The following is a 14,668-nucleotide window of genomic DNA, read 5'->3' as shown; positions in this document are numbered from 1 at the left end:
GTCCGTCAGGGCTGGTCGTACCAAGTGAACGAAGCGATCCGCCAGCCCTCCGGCATGCGGACGAACTGGATGGACTTCGTGCCGCCGCCCTCGAACGGTTCGCCGTTCATGACGCCCGACTTGCGGTACTCGCCGAAGCGCGCTGCGATGTCGCCCGCGATCTGGGTGTGTTCGGAGGTCTCCCACTCGGAGAACTCCACCAGTCGACCGTCCGACAGGAGCTTGCGGCGCGGCTCGATGAACTCGTCCACCGTGTAGGCCGTGGTCGCCAGGCCGGTGCTCACGATCACGGCGCCCGGGATCGTGAGCCGGCGGATCCGGTCGACGTCCGCCTCGCTGCCGCCCCTGTTGTCGAACGCGCCGAAGAATTCCGCCGTGATCGCGTCTATCTCGGCCTTGGCAGCCATGGCGGTGTTAGTGGTGTTGGGCATGGCCGGGAACGTAGCACCCCAGCCTTCGGCCGCGAATCGTTTTATTGGGCGGCCTTCAACCCCCTTACGCCGAGCGGGCCTTGGGGTATCTGTACCCGTGTCCTGTGACCGACTGTTTGCTGGCCCCCTACTCTCCGCCCGGCGTCCGCCCCTCCCCGTAATCCGCCACGAAGCCTCCCCCGCCCACCTGCTCCGCCACCCGCGCCAGCCACCCCGACGGGCTAAACGGCGCCGGAGGGTCGACCTCCATGCCCAGTTCCGTCAGCGCCAGCGCGTAGTCCGACTCGTCCAGGGGCAGGGCCAGCAGTTCGTGGAGTTCTCCCGCCAGGCGCGCCTTGAGGTGGGGGTCGGTGGTGGTGATGTAGTCCGTGACCGCCGCGTCCTGGTCTGCGAACTCGTCCGGCATGTCCTGGGAGAACCAGCCTCCGAGGAACTGGGCCGCCTCGGGAAGGCGGGCGCGCCACTCCCAGTGGGTCACGGGGGCGGAAGGCGGCGGGACTTCGCCCTCCTCGATGCTGTGCTTGATGTGGTCGGCGAGGATGGCCAACCAGCCCTGGATGTCGCCCTCGGGCAGGCCTACGTCCGGCACCGAATAGAACTCGCCCAGGCGCAGGCGCACTCGGCCCGGAGGGTTACGGGAGTACTCGCGCAGTTGCGTTTCGGCGGCGGCCAGCGCCCACGGGCGCGCGTGCCAGGTGTGACGCAGGTAGGCGGTGAGGGCGGCGCTCGGCTTGTCCTCGGTGTCGTCGGCGGGCTGGCCGTCGTAGGCGCGCATCACCTGGTCCAACTCGCCGTAACGTCGGTCGTGTTCGAGGGGTTTCATGGGCACGGCTGCGGCGTCCTCTACGGGGTGATACGGGTGGCTACAGGTAGACCGGGAACGTGGCGTGCACGGCGAAGCCGTGCCGGCTCGCGTCGTCCCGCTTGAGGATGACGCGGGCGGCCCGTACGTCGACGGGGTCGCGGCCCGCCAGCATCATCGCCTGGAGCAGGACCCGGCCGACCGGGTCCTGGCGGGACGGCCACGCGGCCTCGATGGCGAGGCGGGAGCGGGTCGACTGCGCGAGCCAGCGGTGGATGAGCTGCTCGTTGGCGGTGACCACCTGCTGGGTGGCCCACTGCGCGGTCTCGCGGTCGGGGTAGGTGGCGGAGCGGTTGGGTTGCGGCATGGGGCGGCCTCAGTGCGCTTCGAGAAGGTGGGTGGATGCCAGGCGCAGGATCTCCCGCAGGACCGGGGGCGTGGCCCACGGCACGACCGACCGAAGTGACGCGGAGGAAGCGGCGTCCGTTTCGAGCAGCAGGGCCGCGTGCAGCTCTGCGATCAAGGGCGGGACACGCTCCGCGCAGCCGTCCGGATGCTCGCTCGCCACCCCGTCGCGAACTCCCTCGTCAAAGGCGCCGTATTCGTCAGATTCAACCCACCACGAGAAGTCCCTCAAGGCCGCGAATCTGAGTTCGGCCTCCCACGGGGACAGGGGCAGATCGTCGAAGCGGGGGATGCCCTCTCGCTGCAATTCACGCAGCGTCGCGGCCGTTTCCCTCAGGAATTCCAGCCGGTCCTGCTCCCCCGCCGCGGCTTTCAGGCGTTGGGCGAATCCGACGGGGAGGGACGCGTCCGCCGATCGCTCCAGTTGCCCGGCAATGAGGTCGAGCAGGGCGGTCAGGGTGGCACTCGGCATGGCCCAGCTCACGGCGGCGTTGCTGTCCAGCGTGCGGTTGACACGCGCGAGCTCGTCCCCGGGCGGTGTGGCCGGGGTGTGCTCTCGCGCCGCGACGAGTACGTCGAGGAGCCTCGCCACGACACCGTTGTTGTAAACGGCGCCGGTATGGATGGTCACAGTGGTGGTTATTCCTCTCCGCTCGGGGGCTCAGGACCTTCCGCTCAGGCGGTCGGCATGGATGTGAGCACGATAAAGGGTGGCTCAAGACCCCTCTTGTACCGGAGGACCACGTTCACCCCATGGGTATCGGCGCCCTTCGCCGCGAGACCGTCATTGTCGTACGAGCCGCGGGTGACGGTCCGTCCCGTCACCTCGGTGAAGGGCTTGTCGAGAGTGAGCGTCGACCTCTCGTTCGCGGTCGGTGCCCTCTCCAGCCGATCGAGCCAGCGCTCGATCTTCCCCGCGTTGTCGATGTCGTCCAGGGTGTCCTGCGTGAAGCGCTGGGCGGATGCCATGTTCGTGAACGACGAAGCCGCCTCCGGCCGCACGGATCCGTCCGGGCGGACGAGCTGCTGATCGCGGAGCCTCTGGGCGAGCTGCTCGTCCGTCTTGCCCACGTGCTTGTCCACGCTGTGTCCGCCGTAGAGGCCCTCGGCATTCGCCAGGTCGATGGCGTAGAAGTGGTTCTTCTCGTCCGCGTCCTTGGTGTACTTGTGCTCCTGCTTGAAGTCGTTCAGCGAGCGCGCGCCGAAGGATTCCGCGCGGGCCTCCTCCGCCGCGTACGTCGGAGCACTTCGGTGCGCCTCGTCCAACGCATCCATCAGTGCGTTGAGTTGAGGCACGAGGGCGTTCACCCGGCGGTTGTACTCCTCCACGACGCGGTTGAGCGCGGCTGTGTCGATGTTGAGGGTGATCTCGACGCTCAGCTCGGCGCCGCCCTTGGCGAGGCCCTTGAGGAAACGGCCTACGCCCTTCGCGCCCTCCTTGAGGTCCTTGAGGTCGACGCCGTCACTGAGGTCGATGTCACCGACGGCCTTCTTGACCGCGTCGAAGTAGATGTCCCAGACCTCGCCGTTCACGTACACCGCCGCCTCGGCGAACTCGCGCAGCAGGTCGCTGATCTTCATCGCGGTGTCGAACAGGACGGACATGACCGGGTGGCTCGGCTTCTGGTTGGCGGCCGAGTCGTGCTTCCACTCGTAGGTCGCCGTCGTCTTGCCCCAGGCCGTGGTGCCCCACAGCGAGCTGCAGAACTGGCGCATGGCGTCGTGCCATTCGCTGTTGCTCTGCTGGGTGATGCCGTACATCTGGCCCGTCAGATTGCCCTCGGCCCAGGACAGCGCCTTCGTCATGTCCGCCCAGGACTGCGACAGCGAGTTGAGGTAGTGCTGCTGCGGATACGGGTAGACCTCGGCGACCTTGCCCCAGCGGAAGGCGTGTTCGAGCAGCGGGCGGATGAGGTGCCAGACGACGTCCGGGATGCACTCCAGGAGCGAGCGGATGAAGTCGTCTCCGCCGTCGTCGTCGCCCCACTTCAGGTCGGGGACCGAGCCGTAGTCGGGGGCCTTGTCGATGACGACGGGCGGGGCCTGGATCTGGGGCTTGGTCTTGCCCGAGGCGTCGTTGGCCGCCTCCGCCTTGGAGTAGTTGTTCGCTGTGGTGGCGAACCCGACCGCGGCGCCCCCGATACTGACGACGGACCTGGCCCACACCTCCAGGTAGCGGTTGCCGGCCTTGAGGTAGGAGGCGGCGAAGGCCTGCGGGGCGGTGCCGTAGCCGCCCGCGTCGGGGTACTCCTTCAGCTCCTTGATCAAGTTCTTGGCGGCCTTGTCGAACGGCGTCTGCTCGCCCGCGAACCCACCCGCGACCTGGTGCAGGGTGGAGGGCTTGACGTCGATGGTGCCGCTGCTCGGCGCCGGCGTCCCCATCAGGCCGCGCCCCAGCCGCGCAGGACCGCCCGGTGCGCCGCCGCGTAGTTGATGTGGCCCGTCGTCACGATCTCGTGCAGCCACTTCTGGGACGCCTGGAGATCCTGCGCCGAGTGGTCCCACTCGTCGAGCTTGTCGACGAACATCTCCCGGGCCTCGCCCTGCCAGGACAGGACGACGGGCTCTACGCGCTCGTACAGGTCGTCGATCCGGCCGTTGAGCTGCTTGAGGATGTCCTCGAGCTCCACCGCGAGATGGTGGAGGGTGGTGAAGGTGACCGATATGTGGTCGTCGGCGTCGCTGGGCGGCACGGATCCCCCTTGTCGCTGTGCACGTCTGCGGCTACGAGTGATGGCTGCGGCTACATCTGCGTACGGGCTCGCGGTCCACGGCTGCGTACGGATGCGGCGGCGAATGGTGAAGGTGAGACGGGTGAGGCGAGCGGCTGGACCGGCCGGGTCAGAAGCTGTCCAGGCCGCTGCGCGGCCGTGACGGCGGCGCAGCCGGCTCGACGTTCGGCGTGGACAGCTTGTCCGCCTCGCCCGCCACGTCGACGTTGACCTGGATGCGGCGGAACTGGTCGAGCTTGTCCAGTTCGAGCTGGGTGAAGCCGTCGCGGCTCATGCGGACCGCCTGCTCCAGGACCTTCATCACCTCGCGGATCCGTACGGCGTCCTCGGCCGCCGCCCGGTGAAATCCCCGGTACGCCGTCGAGGCCGGGCCGCTCCAGCCCGCCTCGATGCTGTCGACGATCGTGTCCATGCGCTTCACCTGCGTGTCCAGGTGGTCCTGCATGCCGTCCAGGTCGTCCGCGAGCTTGGTCAGCTTCTCGGGTGGAACCCGTAGATCTTTTGGATCGCCCATCACGCCGCTCCCCCGGTCACATGTGGCGCTCAACCCCCGTTGATCGCACAGGAATTCTAGTGCACGGCGGGCCACATACGACGGCCTCCCGGATCCCCGTACACAGGGAACCGCACCTGCCCGCAGGTGCCGCAATCCCGCGCGTTAGCCTCGAATCGGTCCCGGTCCACCCGGGCCGCACATGACGGAGAAGTGAGGCAGTGATGGCGAAGGTACCGGCGGCCGCAGTGGCCGCGAGTGGGATTGTCGGCGGGTACGCCGTGGCGCGGTTCACCAAGAAGCGGCAGCTCGGCGGCGTGGTGCTGGCCGCCGCCGGTGTCGCGGCCGGGGCTCAGTGGCGGCAGGCCGCCGGGGGCCGGGTCGCCGCCGTCCTCGGTGGTGCCTACGTCGCCGCGTTCGCCGGGTCGCACCCGCTCGCCAAGAAGCTCGGCGCCTGGCCCGCCGTGTTCACGGTCGCCGGGGGCGTCGCCGCCGCGTCGTACGTGCTGGCCGACCGGCGCGCCGCGTAAGCCAGACCTTTCCGGGACTACGCGCCCCGGTGCTGCAGCACGTTCACCACTCGCCCTTCCGGGTCCCGTACGAAGAAGCGGCGTACGCCCCACTCCTCGTCGCGGAGGTCGTGGACGATCTCGGCGCCCGATGCGCGTACCTGCGCGTAGACCGCGTCCACGTCCTCGACCTCCACGCTGAGGTCCGGGACCACGGGCGCGGTCGCCTCGTGGGTGAGGAAGCTGACCTGGGCGGTCGGGTTGGAGGGGGACGCGAGTGTCATCACCCAGCCTTGGTTCATGACCTCCTCGAAGCCGAGCAGGCCGTAGAAGTCGCGGTTCTCGGCCATCGACTCCGGCGACTTCGTCGTGAGGTCCGGGACGATCCTGCGGATGGTCATCGGGGGCTCCCGTGCGGTGGAGTGGGGTCCGGTCGGTGCCCGGACTCCCGGTCATCCTTGCGGAAGGTGCGCGTCACCTCCCCCTGAACGTCGACCTGTACGCCCCCGGCGACACCCCGAGCCCCGCCTGGAAGTGCTGTCTGAGCGAGGCTCCCGTGCCGAAGCCCGCCTCCGTCGCGATGCGGTCGACCGTGTGGTCGGTCTGTTCCAGGAGTTCGCGGGCGCGGTCCACCCGGCGCTGGGTCAGCCACTGGATCGGGGTGAGGCCGGTCTCTTCCCGGAAGCGGCGGCTGTAGGTGCGCACGGACACGGCGTCGTGTGCGGCCAGTTCGGCGAGGGTGAGGGGCTCGGCGAGGCGGGTGAGGGCCCAGGCGCGCGACGCGGACGTGGACGTCAACCCCGCTGATTCCACGGGGCGTTGAATGTACTGCGCCTGGCCGCCCTCACGGTGCGGGGGCACCACCGTGCGGCGCGCCACCTCCGCCGCGACGGCCGCGCCGTGGTCGCGGCGGATCATGTGGAGGCACAGGTCGATGCCCGCCGCCTCGCCCGCGGATGTGAGCATCCGGCCCTCGTCGACGTAGAGGACGCCGGGGTCCACCGTCACGGACGGGAACGTGCGCGCGAAGAGATCGGCCGACATCCAGTGCGTCGTCGCACGCCGGCCGTCCAGCAGTCCCGCCGCGGCGAGCACGAACGAGCCCGTACAGATGGAGGCGATGCGGCGGGGGCCCCGCGTGGGGTGTTGCCCGGACGCGTCCTCCGCCCCACGCACCTCCTCCGCCCCACTGGGGGCCGCCGCCGCGTCACGCAGGGCCTCCGCCCCACTAGGGGCCGCCGCCTCGCGCAGGGCCTCCGCCAGCTCCTCGGGCAGGCCTCCCGGTCGCAGGCCCTCGTCCGTCTCGTGCGACGCCGGCACGAGGACCGTGTCCGCGGCCGCCACCGCCTCGAGGCCGTGCTCCGCGTAGATCGGGAAGTCCGCGTCCGTGCGGATCCTGCCGGGGCGCGGGGCGCAGGTGCGGACGTCGTAGAGCGGCTCGCCCGCCGCGGACCTCGCCGTGCCGAACAGCTGGTGGATCAGGCCGAGTTCCATGGGCAGGACGCCGTCACGCACGAGGACGGCGACGGTCCGGCGACCGCTGTGCGCCGGCGTCGCGGGCCTTACGGGAGTCATGGCCAGATTCTTTCACCTCATGGCCATCTGGCCAGTCGTGGCGGCGGGTGCCTCCGTCACAGGGTGAAGTCATGAAGAACTCCAGCCCCCGGCCGCACCCCCGGAAACCCGGCTCGCCCTGGACCGTCGCCGCCGGGGCCGCGCTCGCCATCGTCACGGCCGGTGCGTTCAGCACGCTCGCCGGTCTGCTCGTCGGGCCTCTGCACGAGGATCTCGGCTGGTCACGGGCGTCCGTCGGGCTCGGCTCGCTCGTGAGCATGGTCGTGTACGGGGCGAGTGCCCCCTTCGCCGCGGCGCTCATGGACCGGCTCGGGATGCGGCGCGTCGCCGTGGGCGCCCTGTGTCTCGTCGGGGCCGGGGCCGGGCTGGCCACGACCATGACCGCGCCCTGGCAGTTCGTCCTGTACTGGGGCGTGCTGGTGGGCCTGGGGACGGGGGCGGTGGCCACGACGTTCGCCGCGACCGTCACCGAGCGGTGGTTCGTGGCGCGGCGCGGGCTCGTCACCGGGCTGCTCACGGCGGCGAGCGTGGTGGGGCAGTTCGTGTTCCTGCCCGTGCTGTCGTGGGTGATCGACGCGTACTCGTGGCGGGCGGCCGCCGCGGCTCTCGCGCTCGCCGCGGCCGGCGCGCTGCCCGTGGTGTGGGCCGCGGTGCGCGATCCGCGGAAGGGGCCGGCCCTGAGGGAGGACGCCGCGCGGCGCGCCCTGCGCACGCTCGCCCGCGCCGCCCGCACCGGCCCGTTCTGGCTGCTCGCGGGGACCTTCGCGGTCTGCGGCGCCTCGACGAACGGAGTGATGTGGACGCACTTCGCGCCCGCCGCCCACGACCACGGGATGCCGGTGACCGTCGCCGCGTCGCTGCTCTCCCTCATCGGGATCTTCAATGTCGCGGGGACGGTGGCGTCCGGATGGCTGACGGACCGCGCCGATCCGCGCCGCCTGCTCGCCGTGTACTACGCCCTGCGCGGCCTCACCCTCCTCGCGCTGCCGCTGCTCCTGACGTCGGCCGTGGACGCGCCGCTCGTCGCGTTCACCGTCGTCTTCGGGCTGCTCGACGTGGCGACCGTGCCGCCGACGATCGCGCTGTGCCGCGCCCACTACGGGGCGGACGCACCGGTCGTGTTCGGCTGGGTGAGCGCCGCGCACCAGGTCGGGGCCGGGGCCGTGGCGTTCGCGGGCGGGATGGCGCGGGACGCCTTCGGCTCGTACGACCCGGTGTGGGTGGGCGCGGGCGCGCTGTGCGCGGGGGCGGCTCTCCTCGCGCTGACCCTGCGGAAGCCGCAAGGTCAGCGCGTCACGCCCCCAGCGCCCGCGACACCGCGTAGATCGCGAGCCCTGCCAGCGAGCCCACCACGGTGCCGTTGATCCGGATGAACTGCAGGTCACGGCCGATGTGCGCCTCGATCTTCTTCGAGGTGTGCTCGGCGTCCCAGCCCGCCACGGTGTCCGTGATCAGCGAGGTGATCTCCTTGCGGTACGTCGTGACGACGTACGTGGCCGCGCCCTCGACCCAGCCGTCGACCTTGTCCTGGAGGCGGCGGTCGGTCGCCATCCGGCGGCCGAGGGAGAGCAGCGAGGCCCGTACGCGCAGCCGCAGTTCGCTGCGCTCGTCCTCCGCCGCCGCGACGATCATGGCGCGGACCGCGGACCAGGTGGAGGCGATCAGGTCCTGGACCTCGGGACGGGCGATGATCTCGGACTTCAGGCGCTCGACGCGCGCCCGCGTGTCCGTGTCGGACTGGAGGTCGGAGGCGAAGTCGCCGAGGAAGCGGTCGAGGGCGCCGCGGGCCGGGTGCTCGGGCATGTCGCGCATCTCGGTGACGAAGCGCAGGAGCTCCTTGTAGACGCGGTCGCCGATCTTCCTGTCGACGAACCGTGGGGTCCAGCCGGGGGCGCCGCCCTGCACCGCGTCCATGACGGAGTCCCCGTGCCGCACCAGCCAGTCGTGGGCCCGTGCGCAGATGAGGTCCACGGCCCGCTTGTGGCCGCCGTCGGCGACGACCTTCTCCAGCAACTTGCCGATGCCGGGCGCGACCTCCTGGGCGTCGGCGCGGCGCGTGATGGCCTCGCCGACGACCGCCTGGACGTCCGAGTCGCGCAGCACGGTGAGGGCGCCGCGCAGGGCGGTGGCGAGCTCGGCCGTCACCCGGTCGGCGTGCTCCGGTTCGGCCAGCCAGGTGCCGAGCCGGCCACCGATGCCGACGGCGCGCAGCCGCTGCCGTACGACGTCGGAGGAGAGGAAGTTCTCCCCGACGAACTCGCCGAGCGAGACGCCCAGCTGGTCCTTCTTGGTCGGGATGATCGCCGTGTGCGGGATGGGCAGGCCGAGGGGGCGGCGGAAGAGCGCGGTGACCGCGAACCAGTCGGCGAGGGCGCCGACCATGCCCGCTTCGGCGGCGGCTGCGACGTAGCCCGCCCAGGCTCCGGCGCCGGAGTTCTGCCCCCACTTGGCGAGTACGTAGATGACGGCGACGAGCAGGAGCAGGCCGGTGGCGGTGGTCTTCATCCGCCGTACGCCGCGCTGCTTCTCCACGTCGGCGGGGCTGAAGGAGCCGGGGCCCGCGCCGAACGGGGCCGGCCGCGTCGCGAATGAGGCGCCGCCCGCACGGGCATGCTCACCCATGCCCGCTTCGTCCGTTTCCTCCGTACCGCGCGCGGCCGCCGCGCGCTTCGCGTCCTCCACTTCGTCCACTCGCCTCACTCCGCCCGTCACAAGTCCGCTCACCCGGCTGTCCCCCGTGTCGTCCCTCTCACACATTGTCCCTACCTGACCGACTCCCGGAACGGACGACAAGTTCCCGGCGTCTCAAAAGGCGGAGGGGGGCAGTGTCGGCTTCCTCCCGGCCCATGAAGCATCATGGGATCATCACACCGGAGCCTCGGGGCTCCCGCTCCCCGAGGAGACACCCCCGCATGACCAAGCGCCACGGTTATGCCCTGCTGGCCGCGCTCGCGGCCCTGGTCGTCGTGATTTCGGCCGCCATATACCTGGGCGTCTCCGGTGCCTACGACGGCTCGAACAGCACGGTCAGCGCCGGCCCCCGGCACCCGCAGAACTCGGCCGCCCCCGCCTCCACCGGTACTTGGTCGGGCAGTTGGTCGGCCTCTCCCGCGGGCGGCGAGCCCGGCACCGAGACCGACGGCCTCGCGGGCCGCTCCGTGCGCAACGTCGTGCACACCAGCATCGGCGGCACCAGCGCCCGCATCACGTTCTCCAACCTCTACGGGCAGCAGCCGCTCAGCATCACGCACGCCTCGGTCGCCGTCGCCGCCGCGCCCAACAGCCCGGCCGCCGCGGCCGGCACGCTGCGCCGCCTCACCTTCGCCGGCAACACCTCGGTCGTCATCCCGGCCGGCTCCCAGGCCATGAGCGACGCCGTGCGGCTGCACGTCCCGCACGACGCGGACATGCTCGTCACGAGCTACTCGCCCACCCCGTCGGGTCCGGTCACCTTCCACCCGCAGGCCCGCCAGATGTCGTACGTCGCCCAGGGCGACCGCGCGGAGGACGCGACCGGCGCCGCGTACACGGAGCAGACCCCGTACTGGCGCTACGTCACCGCGCTCGACGTGCTCAGCAACGAGTCGGACGGCACCGTCGTCGTGATCGGCGACTCCCTGACCGACGGCGTCACCTCGACGGTGGGCGCCAACCACCGCTGGACGGACGTCCTCGCCGCCCGACTGCGCGACGAGAACGGCGCGGCGCGCTACGGCGTCGTCAACCAGGGCATCAGCGGCAACCGCATCCTGTCCGACGGCCTCGGCCGCCCCGCGAACAACCCGAGCGGACTCTCGCGCTTCGACCGGGACGTCCTCGACCGGTCCGGCGTCAAGGCCGTCGTGATCGCGCTCGGCATCAACGACATCCTCCGCAACCCGCACCAGAACGACCCCGACAAGATCGTCGAAGGGCTGCGGGAGCTGACCCGGCAGGCGCACACCCGCGGCCTGCGCGTGGTCGGCGCGACCCTCATGCCGTTCCAGGGCCACCGCGGCTACGAGCCCCGCCTCGACATCGTGCGCCAGTCCGTGAACGCGCAGATCCGCTCCGGCAAGGTCTTCGACGAGTTCGTCGACTTCGACAAGGCACTGCGCGACCCGTACAACCCGCGCAAGCTGCTGCCCGGATACGACTCCGGTGACCACCTGCACCCGAGCGACTCCGGCTTCCGCAGGATGGCGGACACGTTCAACCTGACGACGCTGAAGGGGTCGACGCCGGCCGAGCTGTAGCGCGCCCCGGCGCTACGGCTCACGCCTCTCGCGGCGCTCCTCCGCCCGCTCCCACTGGCGCTCGCGCCGCTCCTCATGGCGTTCGTGCCGCAGGTGATGGCGTTCGGCGTGCCGCTCGTGGTGCCCCTCCAGCGCCTCACGGTGCGCCGTCCTGCGGTCCAGCTTGTCCTGGCGGCGCTCCTCCTTGAGGCGAAGGCGCTCCTCACGCGACACCCTGCGGTCCACGCCGACGCCGCCCATCAGGGCGAACCCCCGCACGACGACGCGCGGGGAGCCCGGTGTGCCCTCGCCCGACGCCCGGTCGTCGACGCCGCCCATGAAGCCGAAGCCCTTGACGGCGACGTCCAGCTCCGGCGGCACCTTGATCTGGATCCCGCCCATGATCGTGAAGCAGTTGATGACCACGTCACGGGACGCGAACCGCGCCTCCCGCAGGTCGATCTCGCCGCCGCCGAACATCGCGAACGCGGTGAACCTCTCACCCACCGTCCAGCGCCCCTTGCGGCCGAACCCGCCGAAGAGCGCGAGCGCCCACGTGGACGTGGCCTCCCCGCCGATCCGGGCCCGCCAGTCGACCGCGCCCTCGGGCTGCGGCTCCTTCACGAAGCTCACCGAGGGCCCCGGCGCCGCCGCGCCCGCTCCCGGCAGGTCACGCGTGATCGGCGCCAACTCGCCGTACGTACGCGCCGCGTACACGGCCTCGAGCCGCTCGTCGAACTCCTCCATGTCCAGGCGTCCCTCGGCGAGGGCGTCCCGCAGTGCCTCCGCGACCCGGTCCCGGTCGGCGTCGGAGGCCCGCAGCTCGGGCAGGTCGTTCAGCTCGGGGCGCTCAGGGCGTTCGTCCGTCATGGGGTCAGCCTACGAGGGTGCGGCCGTTCCTCCCAGGGATGGTTCCTCCCTCGCGTACATCCGGGCGATCACGGACTCGATGTCCGGCTCCCGCACCGACAGATCCGCCAGCGGATACCCGGCCGCGATCTGCGCGACCAGCGGCGCCGCCGACTGCGCGGCCGGGAACGCCAGCCACTGGCGCGGCCCGTCCACCTTCACCACCCGGGCGAACTCCACGTCCAGGGGCGGCAGTTCACGCTCCAGATCGACGACGAGGGTCCGCTCACTCTCCCCCACCTGGTGCAGGCCGTCGAGTTGGCCGTCGTACATGAGACGTCCGTGGTCGATGACCATGACGCGCTTGCACAGCTGCTCGATGTCGGTCAGGTCGTGCGTGGTCAGCAGCACCGTCGTACCGCGATCCTCGTTCAACTCCCGCAGGAATCCCCGCACTTTGACCTTGGAGACGACATCGAGCCCGATGGTCGGCTCGTCGAGGTAGAGCACCTCGGGGTCATGCAGGAGTGCCGCCGCGATGTCGCCGCGCATGCGCTGCCCGAGGGAGAGCTGCCGCACCGGCGTGTCCAGCAGACCGCCCAGTTCGAGCAGTTCGACGCACCGGTCGAGGTTCTCCCGGTAACGGGCGTCCGGGATGCGGTACATGCGGTGCATCAGCCGGTACGAGTCGATCAGCGGCAGGTCCCACCACAGCGTCGTACGCTGCCCGAACACCACGCCGATCCGCCGGGCCAGCCGCGTCCGCTCCCGGGACGGCTCGATGCCCGCGACCCGCAGCCGGCCCGCGCTCGGCGTGAGGATGCCGGTCAGCATCTTGATCGTGGTGGACTTGCCCGCGCCGTTCGGCCCGATGTAGCCGACCATCTCGCCGCGCGGCACGCTGAAGGTCAGCGAGTCGACGGCCCGCACCTGATGGCGCTCGCGCCGCAGCAGTCCCGTCTTCCTGCGCACGTCGAAGACCTTCTCCACGCCGTCGACCTCGATGAAGTCCTCAGCCATACGTCTTCAGCTCCCGGTGCTGCGATACGAACGGACACCCGCGCGCCAGGCCAGACCCGCGAGCGCACAGCTCCCGGCGGCCACCAGCGGCGGCGTGAAGGCGAGCCACCAGGGCAGGCCGACGGGGTAGGGGCGGCCGAGCACGTACAGCGCGGGCAGCCAGTTGACGAAGGCCAGCGGCACGACGAACGTCACGCCGATCACGAAGTCCCTGGCGAACACCGTCGGCGGGTACTGGAGCAGCGTCAGCCCGCCGAACGTGAACGCGCTCTGCGCCTCCGCCGCGTCCTGCGCCCAGAACTGGAACGCCGCCCCCGCCACGTACACCGCGCCGAAGATCGCCGCGCCGCTCAGCAGCATCACCGGCAGCAGAAGCAGCTTGGCCGGCGTCCAGTCGAGGTCCAGGCGCGTCAGCGACCAGCCGAGGACCAGGGCGCCCTGGAGGAAACGGCCGAGGCGACGCAGGCCGAAGCGGTCCGCCGCCACCTGTACGAGCACGGGGGCGGGGCGCACCAGGAACGCGTCGAGGGAGCCGTCGCGCACCCGCAGCCCGAGATCGTCGACGCTGCCGAGCAGGAGAGCGGTGATCCCGAAGGAGACGGAAGCGGTCCCGTACAGGAACGCGGTCTCCGCGAAGCTGTAGCCGCCGATCGAGGTCGCCTGCGAGAACATCATCCAGATCACGACGAAATCGAGTGCCGTGACAAGGAAGTTGGTGAGGACCGCGGCCGCGAACGACGTGCGGTAGACCAGGGTGGAGCGGATCCACATCGCGGCGATCAGGCCGTAGACCCGTACGCTCCCGCCGACGTCAGCCACCTTGGAGCACCACCTTGCGCGTCGCGGAGGACTGGAGGAGGCGGCCCGCGGCGAGCAGGACGACCGCCCAGCCGGCCTGGAAGGCGTACGCCATGAGGACCTCGGCCGCGCCGGAGCGGGCGCCGAGGAGGATGTCCGCCGGCATCTGGAGGAGCGACGCCCACGGCAGCACCCGCGCGATGTCACCGAGCGCGCCGGGCATCGCGTTCAACGGCAGCAGCAGCCCCGTGAAGAACATCCCCACCAGACCGCCGAACTGCAGGACACCCGACCCGTCGAGCAGCCAGAACGCGCTCAGCGCCAGCACATAGCGGATCGCGAAACTCACCACCACCGCCAGCACCACCGCCACCAGGAACTCCAGCCACACCACCGGATCGCCCGGCAGCGCGAGCGGAAACGCGAGCGCGCCCACCGTCAGCGGCACCAGACCCCGGCTGAACAACTGAAACAGGGCACGCCCCAAGTCACCGGCCAGATACCAAAGTTGGAGGTCCACAGGCCGGTACAGATCCACAGCGATGTCGCCGTTACGGATCCGCGCCACCATGTCGACGGCGAACCCCGTGTTGAACATCGACAGGGCCTGCGCGAGCGCCTGCCCGATCCACACATACGTCAGCGCCTGCGCCTGGTCGTACCCGCCGAGCCCCGGCCGCTCGTCCCACAGCGCCAGGTACGTGTACGCCACGATGAACCCGAAGACCGTGTTCGTGAACACGCCCGCCGCGGTGGCCGAACGGTACGTCGCGTAGCGCCGGAACCCACCGGCCGCGACGGCCGCGTACAGACGGCAGGACCCCACGAACACTCCCTCGC

Annotated in this window: 17 protein-coding genes; 3 read left to right on the top strand and 14 right to left on the bottom strand. The window is 70.8% G+C overall.

Features of this window, described 5'->3' with window-relative positions; all coding sequences use genetic code 11:
* Window positions 1-5 precede the first annotated feature (5 nt).
* From OG758_RS30155 to OG758_RS30125, 7 genes are all read right to left on the bottom strand, one after another.
* The gene (locus OG758_RS30155) at window positions 6-431 is read right to left on the bottom strand and encodes a DUF4440 domain-containing protein (RefSeq protein ID WP_326712813.1); all 426 of its coding nucleotides are present in this window, start codon (window positions 429-431) and stop codon (window positions 6-8) included.
* Window positions 432-558: 127 nt separating this feature from the next.
* Entirely contained in the window at window positions 559-1,260 is a 702-nt protein-coding gene (locus tag OG758_RS30150) for a contact-dependent growth inhibition system immunity protein (RefSeq protein WP_326712812.1), read from the bottom strand.
* 34 nt (window positions 1,261-1,294) lie between these two features.
* A complete protein-coding gene (locus tag OG758_RS30145) occupies window positions 1,295-1,600 on the bottom strand; it encodes an RNase A-like domain-containing protein (RefSeq protein ID WP_326712811.1) in 306 nt (101 codons plus the stop codon).
* Window positions 1,601-1,609: 9 nt separating this feature from the next.
* Window positions 1,610-2,269, bottom strand: coding sequence for a hypothetical protein (locus OG758_RS30140; protein ID WP_326712810.1), 660 nt, complete (start codon window positions 2,267-2,269; stop codon window positions 1,610-1,612).
* A 44-nt stretch (window positions 2,270-2,313) separates the two neighbouring features.
* Window positions 2,314-4,020, bottom strand: a complete 1,707-nt coding sequence (locus tag OG758_RS30135) for an RNase A-like domain-containing protein (protein ID WP_326712809.1) — start codon at window positions 4,018-4,020, stop codon at window positions 2,314-2,316.
* Window positions 4,020-4,331 (bottom strand): WXG100 family type VII secretion target, encoded by a 312-nt coding sequence (locus OG758_RS30130; RefSeq protein WP_326712808.1) that lies wholly within the window; start codon window positions 4,329-4,331, stop codon window positions 4,020-4,022. The genes OG758_RS30135 and OG758_RS30130 overlap by 1 nt, the downstream gene beginning before the upstream one ends.
* 148 nt (window positions 4,332-4,479) lie before the next feature.
* A complete protein-coding gene (locus OG758_RS30125; protein WP_326712807.1) occupies window positions 4,480-4,884 on the bottom strand; it encodes a WXG100 family type VII secretion target in 405 nt (134 codons plus the stop codon).
* Between the two features lie 203 nt (window positions 4,885-5,087).
* On the opposite strand from OG758_RS30125, the gene OG758_RS30120 reads away from it, so the two are divergent.
* Window positions 5,088-5,393 carry a hypothetical protein gene (locus OG758_RS30120; protein ID WP_266670932.1) on the top strand — a complete coding sequence of 102 codons (306 nt, stop codon included), beginning with the start codon at window positions 5,088-5,090 and terminating at the stop codon, window positions 5,391-5,393.
* A 17-nt stretch (window positions 5,394-5,410) separates the two neighbouring features.
* Here OG758_RS30120 and OG758_RS30115 read toward each other — a convergent pair whose 3' ends face one another.
* Both OG758_RS30115 and OG758_RS30110 read right to left on the bottom strand, forming a co-directional pair.
* Window positions 5,411-5,773, bottom strand: coding sequence for a VOC family protein (locus OG758_RS30115; RefSeq protein ID WP_266670934.1), 363 nt, complete (start codon window positions 5,771-5,773; stop codon window positions 5,411-5,413).
* Between the two features lie 73 nt (window positions 5,774-5,846).
* On the bottom strand, window positions 5,847-6,947 hold the full coding sequence (locus tag OG758_RS30110; RefSeq protein WP_326712806.1) for a GlxA family transcriptional regulator: 1,101 nt from the start codon (window positions 6,945-6,947) through the stop codon (window positions 5,847-5,849).
* Between the two features lie 71 nt (window positions 6,948-7,018).
* On the opposite strand from OG758_RS30110, the gene OG758_RS30105 reads away from it, so the two are divergent.
* Window positions 7,019-8,311 (top strand): MFS transporter, encoded by a 1,293-nt coding sequence (locus OG758_RS30105; protein WP_326712805.1) that lies wholly within the window; start codon window positions 7,019-7,021, stop codon window positions 8,309-8,311.
* On the opposite strand, the gene OG758_RS30100 is transcribed toward OG758_RS30105, so the two are convergent.
* Window positions 8,241-9,569, bottom strand: coding sequence for a DUF445 domain-containing protein (locus tag OG758_RS30100; protein WP_382060198.1), 1,329 nt, complete (start codon window positions 9,567-9,569; stop codon window positions 8,241-8,243). The two genes, OG758_RS30105 and OG758_RS30100, sit on opposite strands and share 71 nt — an antisense overlap.
* Before the next feature lie 290 nt (window positions 9,570-9,859).
* On the opposite strand from OG758_RS30100, the gene OG758_RS30095 reads away from it, so the two are divergent.
* On the top strand, window positions 9,860-11,182 hold the full coding sequence (locus tag OG758_RS30095; RefSeq protein WP_326712804.1) for an SGNH/GDSL hydrolase family protein: 1,323 nt from the start codon (window positions 9,860-9,862) through the stop codon (window positions 11,180-11,182).
* Between the two features lie 12 nt (window positions 11,183-11,194).
* Here OG758_RS30095 and OG758_RS30090 read toward each other — a convergent pair whose 3' ends face one another.
* From OG758_RS30090 to OG758_RS30075, 4 genes are read right to left on the bottom strand one after another with little or no spacing between them, the layout of a single operon-like run.
* Complete coding sequence (locus tag OG758_RS30090; RefSeq protein ID WP_326712803.1) at window positions 11,195-12,031, bottom strand: DUF1707 SHOCT-like domain-containing protein; 837 nt, start codon at window positions 12,029-12,031, stop codon at window positions 11,195-11,197.
* A gap of 9 nt (window positions 12,032-12,040) precedes the next feature.
* The gene (locus OG758_RS30085) at window positions 12,041-13,030 is read right to left on the bottom strand and encodes an ABC transporter ATP-binding protein (RefSeq protein ID WP_326712802.1); all 990 of its coding nucleotides are present in this window, start codon (window positions 13,028-13,030) and stop codon (window positions 12,041-12,043) included.
* A 6-nt stretch (window positions 13,031-13,036) separates the two neighbouring features.
* Complete coding sequence (locus tag OG758_RS30080) at window positions 13,037-13,801, bottom strand: ABC transporter permease (protein ID WP_326716078.1); 765 nt, start codon at window positions 13,799-13,801, stop codon at window positions 13,037-13,039.
* Window positions 13,802-13,841: 40 nt separating this feature from the next.
* Window positions 13,842-14,654, bottom strand: coding sequence for an ABC transporter permease (locus OG758_RS30075; RefSeq protein ID WP_326712801.1), 813 nt, complete (start codon window positions 14,652-14,654; stop codon window positions 13,842-13,844).
* Window positions 14,655-14,668 lie beyond the last annotated feature (14 nt).

Origin of the sequence: Streptomyces sp. NBC_01474 (genome assembly GCF_035918215.1) — a bacterium.
Classification (GTDB): domain Bacteria; phylum Actinomycetota; class Actinomycetes; order Streptomycetales; family Streptomycetaceae; genus Streptomyces; species Streptomyces aureus.
The sequence above is the reverse complement of the archived record's forward strand: the minus strand, read 5'-3'. Positions and strand labels throughout refer to the sequence as shown.